The sequence below is a fragment of the Pseudomonas sp. Irchel 3E19 genome (assembly GCF_900187585.1).
GTDB lineage: Bacteria > Pseudomonadota > Gammaproteobacteria > Pseudomonadales > Pseudomonadaceae > Aquipseudomonas > Aquipseudomonas baetica.
In genome coordinates this window covers 22,974-29,237 of the sequence record NZ_FYDT01000063.1, presented here as the reverse complement: position 1 = coordinate 29,237, position 6,264 = coordinate 22,974, and the positions used below count along the sequence as shown (strand labels likewise).

7 protein-coding genes are annotated in these 6,264 nt (G+C 58.4%); 2 read left to right on the top strand and 5 right to left on the bottom strand.

Features of this window, described 5'->3' with window-relative positions; genetic code table 11:
* Together CKW18_RS30830 and CKW18_RS26495 are read left to right on the top strand one after the other, a co-directional pair.
* Positions 1-288 (top strand): hypothetical protein (locus CKW18_RS30830; RefSeq protein ID WP_141233162.1); only part of this gene is annotated, 288 nt, incomplete at its 5' end.
* A gap of 3 nt (positions 289-291) precedes the next feature.
* Positions 292-642, top strand: a complete 351-nt coding sequence (locus CKW18_RS26495) for a hypothetical protein (protein WP_095191483.1) — start codon at positions 292-294, stop codon at positions 640-642.
* A gap of 654 nt (positions 643-1,296) precedes the next feature.
* Here the strand turns inward: CKW18_RS26495 and CKW18_RS26490 are convergent.
* From CKW18_RS26490 to CKW18_RS26470, 5 genes are all read right to left on the bottom strand, one after another.
* Positions 1,297-2,619 (bottom strand): cytosine permease, encoded by a 1,323-nt coding sequence (locus tag CKW18_RS26490; RefSeq protein ID WP_095191482.1) that lies wholly within the window; start codon positions 2,617-2,619, stop codon positions 1,297-1,299.
* A 111-nt stretch (positions 2,620-2,730) separates the two neighbouring features.
* Entirely contained in the window at positions 2,731-3,705 is a 975-nt protein-coding gene (locus CKW18_RS26485) for a biotin-dependent carboxyltransferase family protein (protein ID WP_095191481.1), read from the bottom strand.
* The gene (locus CKW18_RS26480; protein ID WP_095191480.1) at positions 3,702-4,574 is read right to left on the bottom strand and encodes an allophanate hydrolase subunit 1; all 873 of its coding nucleotides are present in this window, start codon (positions 4,572-4,574) and stop codon (positions 3,702-3,704) included. The genes CKW18_RS26485 and CKW18_RS26480 overlap by 4 nt, the downstream gene beginning before the upstream one ends.
* Positions 4,571-5,944 (bottom strand): acetyl-CoA carboxylase biotin carboxylase subunit, encoded by a 1,374-nt coding sequence (locus tag CKW18_RS26475; protein ID WP_095191479.1) that lies wholly within the window; start codon positions 5,942-5,944, stop codon positions 4,571-4,573. Before CKW18_RS26475 ends, CKW18_RS26480 begins: the two co-directional genes overlap by 4 nt.
* A 10-nt stretch (positions 5,945-5,954) precedes the next feature.
* The gene (locus tag CKW18_RS26470; protein ID WP_095191478.1) at positions 5,955-6,200 is read right to left on the bottom strand and encodes an acetyl-CoA carboxylase; all 246 of its coding nucleotides are present in this window, start codon (positions 6,198-6,200) and stop codon (positions 5,955-5,957) included.
* Between the last annotated feature and the right edge of the window lie 64 nt (positions 6,201-6,264).

Here is a 6,264-nt window from a genome sequence, read left to right as displayed (position 1 = left end):
GAGCACGAGGCCTGCGGCCTCGCGTTTGAATTCAGCGGAAAAAGAACGACGTTGTTTGGTCATCAGACACCTCTATCTGGCGAGCATTCTCGCCTAAATGGGTGTCCGGTTTCATTAGACCACTACACCTGTCTTTCATGGGGCTCGTTCAACCCACAATTGGCTGACAAACCCTTTAACATTTACCCCGTGACTCGAGAAGAACACCTCTACAGGTGGCACGATGGTAATTTCCAAAAAGACACCATGGGCAAACCACTTAACCCTCTGATCTCTGAGGACTTTTAAGCTATGACCAAAGTTAGCATTGCAGCGGCATCACCGACGACTGATGTGGACGTCGCGAAATTTTTGCACCAGCGCTTCAAGATGTCCCTTATTGGCTCTCAGAAGAAACTTGCGATGGGTGATAAGGGTTTTTTCTATGCCGGTGGGCTCTATGGAAATGATCACGTGCAACGCGAGAAGGAGATTCGCGACATCATCAATTTTTTCCAGCTCAAAAAAATCAATTTACTGATATTGGAAATTGATGATGATCAAGACTGGGGGGAGCTGGATATGGCGAACCTCGGTCAATACGCTATTTCACCTCAGGAATTGTTAAACGCCCTTGATTCTTCTGCGGGCCTTTATCAGTAGCTCCTAGCTTATGGACAGTAAATCCCCGCATCGCACGCGGGGATTGAAACCAAGAGAACCTTGGCTAACGGTCAGTTGATGTGCGACAACTCATTCCGAGATCGGGTATTACCACTATTTTTATGCACCAAAGCCGACGATAGCCATACCTCGCGGTACAACTAATCCACATGGCCCCCTCCGCTTCCAGCACCGAACAAAGCACCTTCGAATCATGAATGTGCGCCCAGTGGAGACTCTCAGCACAATGTCGATCGAAATTAAGTCAGCGCGTATATCGTTAGACTTCGCTCAACGCAAGTCCGAAGTCGTCACCCCCTTGATTTCAAAGGCCTCCAGAGCATTAATGAATACTGCCTAGCGGAAACGAATACAACTTAAGGCATTGAAATATAAGGATTAATCTTCGGACTTGAAAACCGTCGACTGTAACAGGTCCATGAGTTCGAATCCCATCGCCTCCGCCATCTTATGTACGACAAAGCCCTGATTATTCAGGGCTTTGTCGTTTCTGGGGTTTGAGATTTTCACCCCGCACTTTCTGGATCGTTTCCGCATCTTTTCGGGCATTTGCGCAACCCTGCATTCCAGACCGCCCTCTTCCCGTCAATTTTTCAAGCACCAGATTTGAAAGGGATAGGTAACTGCAAGATGCTACTCCGCCAGCCTTAACTGCAACCGGCTTCGATGGGATAAGCCTGCTTGCAGGGCAAACGCCACGACCACCGTCGCCGGTGCAGAAAAACTGCTCAGTCCATCTCCGGCAAACATCAATGCCAGTCCCAGCGCTGTAGCGCCAAACCATGCCGTCAAACCTGCCGGATTGAACGCCCTCACCTCCTCAAGCGCTGCAATATCGTTGCGCCCGTAGAGAATCTGCGCCAACGCCACACCGACCCAAGCCACAACGAAAATCCCTTGATAAGCCAAAGCCTTGAGCAAGTAGGCAAACACGTCCGCCAACATCAGGCCGTAGACGATCAACCCGACCACCACTGCCCACATCAAGTACGAACCGCGTACGCCAAAACGGCCGAAGAACGCTTGCATGTTTAACGTCGCCAGATAGTAGTTGGCCGTGTTGATTCGGGTTTGCGTCGCCCAGACGAACAACAATCCCCACAACCCCATCAGCTGCAGGATCGCCATCACCACCGACACTTCGTTCAGCGCGCCGTCGTGGGGAATGCTGCTGACCAGATAGATACCCGCCGCGCCGTTGAGCAGGAACGTCACTGCGTAGAACGGCATGCCGAAGTTCCAACGACCGTGGTACTCGGCGTCTTCAGATTTGCCGAAACGTGCGTAGTCGAAGGTGAACAACATCAATACCCAGACGCCCATGTAGGCGACGAAGCAATGCCACCAGCCAAATGCGTCGGGGGTTGCCGGGCCGAAATCCAGCCATTGCGGCTGGTAGCCATAACGACTGATCGACAGCCCAACCGCCACCAGCAGACCGCCGAGGTAAATCGGCAGCAACACGCCGTTGAGCTTGTCGAGCCAGTGTTGCACGCTGCCGAGGATCATCGGCACGCTGTAGAGCACCACCGCCAGTGCCGCCAGCGGATAGATCAGTTGCGGATACAGGTGATTGAGCGCCACGGCGATCACCGAGCCTTCGAATACCGCGTAGTAGATCGCCGTGGAAAAGAAGATCAGCGTCGCCAGACACGCGCCGGTGCTGCCGAACAACAGCCGTGAAAACAACGCCACCGACAAGCCGCTGCGAATCGCGAAACGGCTGAGCACACTGTTGACCAGACCGTAGCTGATCACCGACAGCACCATGCCGATCAGCGCATTGCGCGCACCGAACGACAGCGCCAGTGACGCCCCGACCACGATGTAGAACATTGCACTGCACACCGCCCACCAGGCCATGGTCAGCGACAGTCGCCCCATGCGCGCCTGGCTCGGTACGGGATGATGGGCCGGATCTTGCCCGGTTTGACTCGATTGCGATAAAGCGGCCATATGCATGAACTCCAGAACCAGTCAAAGGTTGAAGCGCGGGCAGCCGTCACCGCACCGAAGTGCGGCGCTGGCTTACCGTTTGGCATGGCCCGCGCGATGCGGCGGGCAGAATCAGGAAGGGAACAGCTTGCTCAGGCAGCTGAGTTTTTTCTTATAGGAACGTCGCGCTTGCAACGCCTCTTCGAGGGTCACCGCGACAAAGCGGGCCTTCTGGTTGGGTTGCATCTGGCCGATCAGATCGAGGTCGGCGCTGATCACCGTGCCGATCATCGCGTAGCCGCCACCGGACACCGCGTCGCGGTGCAGAACAATCGGCTCAAGCCCCGCCGGCACCTGGATCGAACCGATCGGGTAGCAACTGTCGACGATGTTCGACGGATCGGACCCGGCACCGAACGGCTGCTCGCGTGGCTGAAAGCTCAGCGCACTGCCGCCCTTGAAGCGATAGCCGATACGGTCTGCTTCCGAGCCGACCGTCCATGGCTCGGCGAAAAAGCTCTGTGCCGCAGACTCGCTCAAGCGTTCGTAGTAAAGGCCCGGCACTACCCGCAGGGTGATTTCGCCGCCCAGCGACTGGCGCAACGCCATGGGCAGACTGGCACCGGCGCGGCCCTTGCCGCTGGCGGCGCCTACCGGTAATTCGTCGCCTGCGACCAGTCGGCGCCCCTGAAAACCGCCGAGCGCACCGAGCGCGTAGGTCGAGCGACTGCCGAGCACCACCGGCACATCAATGCCCCCCGCCACCGCCAGATAAGCCCGAGCGCCGGCCTTGGGAAAATCGAAACGCAGCACCTGGCCGGCCTTCACCTCAAAGGCGGTGTCGTGGTGCATTTCCACACCCTCGACCCGCGGCGTCATGTGTGCACCGCAGACCGCCACCAAGGCGTCCTGCTGAAATTCAAGCTCCGGGCCCAGCAATGTGCATTCCAGCGCGGCAGAACCCGCCGGGTTGCCGACCAGTTGATTGGCCGCACTCAGGGCGTATTGATCGAGCGCGCCCGAAGGCGGAATACCCAAGTGGTAATACCCTTCGCGGCCCAGATCCTGTACCGAGGTCGCCAGGCCGGGTTTGAGTACCTTGATCATGCCAGCACCTCCTGCAGCGACTTGGGATAACCGATCGGATCGGCGACAAACGCATCCAGCGAAAACTCCACCGGGCGAATTCGCAGATCAAAGCGTCCGGCGTCCACTTCGGCCACAGCATGGTCGTAGGCCTCACGATCGATCGGCTTGAACTGCACGATGTCGCCCGGACGGAAAAACACCATGTGTTCCTTGAGGTAGGCGAGGTTCTGTTGCGGGTCGTAGATCGGTGCCGGGGTGACGCCAAACATCTGATAGCCGCCGGCACCGCGTACCGAATAAATGCAGCCGAAGCAACCGCCATGACCAAGGGTCAATTTCGGCGTATCGGTGCGTGGTCGCAGGTACTTCGGCACCTGCAACTGGCGCTCACGTTCAACCATTTGAAACATGAATGGCAGCCCCGCGACGAAACCGACCATCGAGACAAACCACGGTGCCCCACTGTGAGCGGCGATGAACGCATCGACGTCCGCCAGACCATTAATGCGCGCGGCGTATTCCAGGTCGGTGGCGCTGGGGTCCTGATGGCGGTCGCGAAAACGCATCAGGGTTTCGTGGGTCCACGGGTCGTTGTACAGCACCGGAATCTCGATGATCCGCGTATGAAGAGTGCGCTCGGCAACCGCCTCGGCTTCAGCGCCCTTCACCGCCTCAAGCAAGGTGTGCGGGGCAATACGATCCGGATCAAAACGGATCTGAAACGAAGCATTGGCCAGACACACATCCAGCACGCCATCCAGGGCCAGCCGTTCCACTGCGCGGGTGACGGCCAGGCCCTTGAAGAACGCATCGAGGGACATGCTCTCGCTGACTTCGGCAAACAGATGCTCGTCGGCGCCGAAGCTGTAACGGATCGGCGTGCTCATGCTTCACCTCCACTGCGGCGCGCAGCCAGCCAGGTTTCCAGGGTGCCGGTGTGGAAGTCCGCGCTGTGCAGCCACGGTTGTTCCAGCAATTCGCCGTGCAGTGCCAGGGTGTTGGCCATGCCAGACAATGTGGTTTGCTCTACCGCCGCACTCGCCCGGCGTAAGGCTTCGGCGCGATCAGCACCGTGCACGATCAGCTTGGCCAGCAACGAGTCATAGTAAGGTGGTACGCGGTAACCTTGATACAGGTGAGTGTCGACGCGAATGCCCTCGCCCTGCGGCCAGATCAGTTCGTCAACCAGCCCGGGGCTGGGGAAAAAATCCCGTTCCGGGTCTTCGGCGTTCAGGCGCATTTGCAGCGCAGCGCCGTTGAGTTGAATGTCACTTTGCTTGAAGCCCAGCGGCTCGCCACCGGCAATGCGCAACATAGCCTGAACCAGATCGATGCCAGTGATCAGTTCGCTGACCGGATGCTCCACCTGGATCCGCGTATTCATCTCGATAAAGAAAAACTCGCCGGTTACATCGTCATACAGATATTCCAGAGTGCCGGCGCCTTTGTAGCCGAGAGCTTCGGTCAGGCGTACGGCGCTGGCACAAAGGGTTTCGCGTTGCTGCTGACTGAGAACCGGCGACGGCGCTTCTTCGAAGATTTTCTGCCGGCGACGCTGCAGTGAGCACTCGCGTTCAAACAGATGCACCGCGTGCTGACCGTCGCCCAGCACCTGCACCTCAATGTGCCGAGCCCGGCCGATAAACCGTTCCAGATACACCGCGCCATTGCCAAACGCGGCCTGGGCTTCGCGCTGGGAACGGGGAAACTCTTCGCGCAGTTGCTCGACATTTTCCGCCAGACGAATACCACGCCCGCCGCCACCGGCCGAGGCTTTGATCAGCAGCGGGAAGCCGACGGTTTCGGCAGCCTTGAGTGCCAATTCGACGTCGAACAGTTCACCCGGTGAACCCGGCACCACCGGCACCCCCGCCGCTTGCGCGGTGCGTCGGGCTTCGGCTTTATCGCCCATACGGCGAATCGTCTCTGCGCTCGGCCCGACAAAAATCGCCCCGGCCGCCACCACTGCTTCGGCAAAGTCGGCGTTCTCCGAGAGAAAGCCGTAACCGGGGTGAACCGCATTGGCACCCGTGGCCTTCAAGGCGCCAAGCAACGCTTCGACATTCAGGTAACTTTTATCGGCCCGGGCCGGGCCCAGGACATGCACCTCATCGGCCATGCGCGCTGCCAGGGAATCGACGTCCGCCTCGCTGCACGCGGCAACAGTGGGAATTCCCAGCGTCCTGGCGGCGCGAATAATCCGCACCGCGATCTCGCCACGGTTGGCGATCAGTAATTTATGAATACCTTGAGTCATGATCGCGCCCTCACTCGTCGTCGAGTGTTGCGATGACTTGACCCGGCTCCACCGGATCACCGTCTTCTACCAGGAATGCGCTGAGGCGACCGGCCGTCCCGGCGGTCAGTTCGGAGAACTGCTTCATGACCTCGATCAGGCCAATCACCGTGTCGGCGCTGACCTGCGCACCCACCTCGACGTAGTTCGCCGAATCCGGTGTGGCTTTGCGGTAGAAGGTCCCCGGCAACGGAGTGATTACAGTGTGTTCGGCCATGTCTGTTCCTTTTGGAATAGTTGTAGAAAGGCAGGCAAAAATGCAGCGTTGGGCAAACCCTGGC

What these genes read in the sequence shown, in the direction of transcription:
- CKW18_RS26495 (WP_095191483.1), top strand. Translation starts at nt 292, where the DNA reads ATGACCAAAGTTAGCATTGCAGCGGCATCACCGACGACTGATGTGGAC.
- CKW18_RS26490 (WP_095191482.1), bottom strand. Translation starts at nt 2,619, where the DNA reads ATGGCCGCTTTATCGCAATCGAGTCAAACCGGGCAAGATCCGGCCCAT.
- CKW18_RS26485 (WP_095191481.1), bottom strand. Translation starts at nt 3,705, where the DNA reads ATGATCAAGGTACTCAAACCCGGCCTGGCGACCTCGGTACAGGATCTG.
- CKW18_RS26480 (WP_095191480.1), bottom strand. Translation starts at nt 4,574, where the DNA reads ATGAGCACGCCGATCCGTTACAGCTTCGGCGCCGACGAGCATCTGTTT.
- CKW18_RS26475 (WP_095191479.1), bottom strand. Translation starts at nt 5,944, where the DNA reads ATGACTCAAGGTATTCATAAATTACTGATCGCCAACCGTGGCGAGATC.
- CKW18_RS26470 (WP_095191478.1), bottom strand. Translation starts at nt 6,200, where the DNA reads ATGGCCGAACACACTGTAATCACTCCGTTGCCGGGGACCTTCTACCGC.